This window comes from Streptomyces beijiangensis (assembly GCF_017315755.1).
Classification (GTDB): Bacteria; Actinomycetota; Actinomycetes; order Streptomycetales; family Streptomycetaceae; genus Streptomyces; species Streptomyces beijiangensis.
In genome coordinates, this window is record NZ_JAFLRJ010001118.1 from 1 (window position 1) to 284 (window position 284).

The following is a 284-nucleotide window of genomic DNA, read 5'->3' on the forward strand; positions in this document are numbered from 1 at the left end:
GTACCGGATCGAGAACGCCCAGGACGGCTTCTCCCCGATCGCCGAGGTGAGCGCCGACAAGACGTCCGGTGCGGCCGGCCTCAAGGTCGCCTTCACCGCCTCCGCCAAGGACGCCGACTCCCCGAACCTCACCTACAGCTGGGACTTCGGCGACGGCGCCAAGGGCGAGGGGCTCACCCCCACCCACAAGTACAAGAAGGTCGGCACCTACACCGCGACCTTCACCGCGAAGGACCCCGAGGGCAACACCGGCAACGCCAGCGTCCGCATCGTGGTCGGCAACA

Annotated in this window: 1 protein-coding gene; it reads left to right on the forward strand. The window is 68.3% G+C overall.

Translation table 11 applies throughout. The features are described from left to right. On the forward strand, positions 1 to 284 hold a 284-nt coding region (locus J0695_RS40810; protein ID WP_206969844.1), incomplete at both ends, for a PKD domain-containing protein.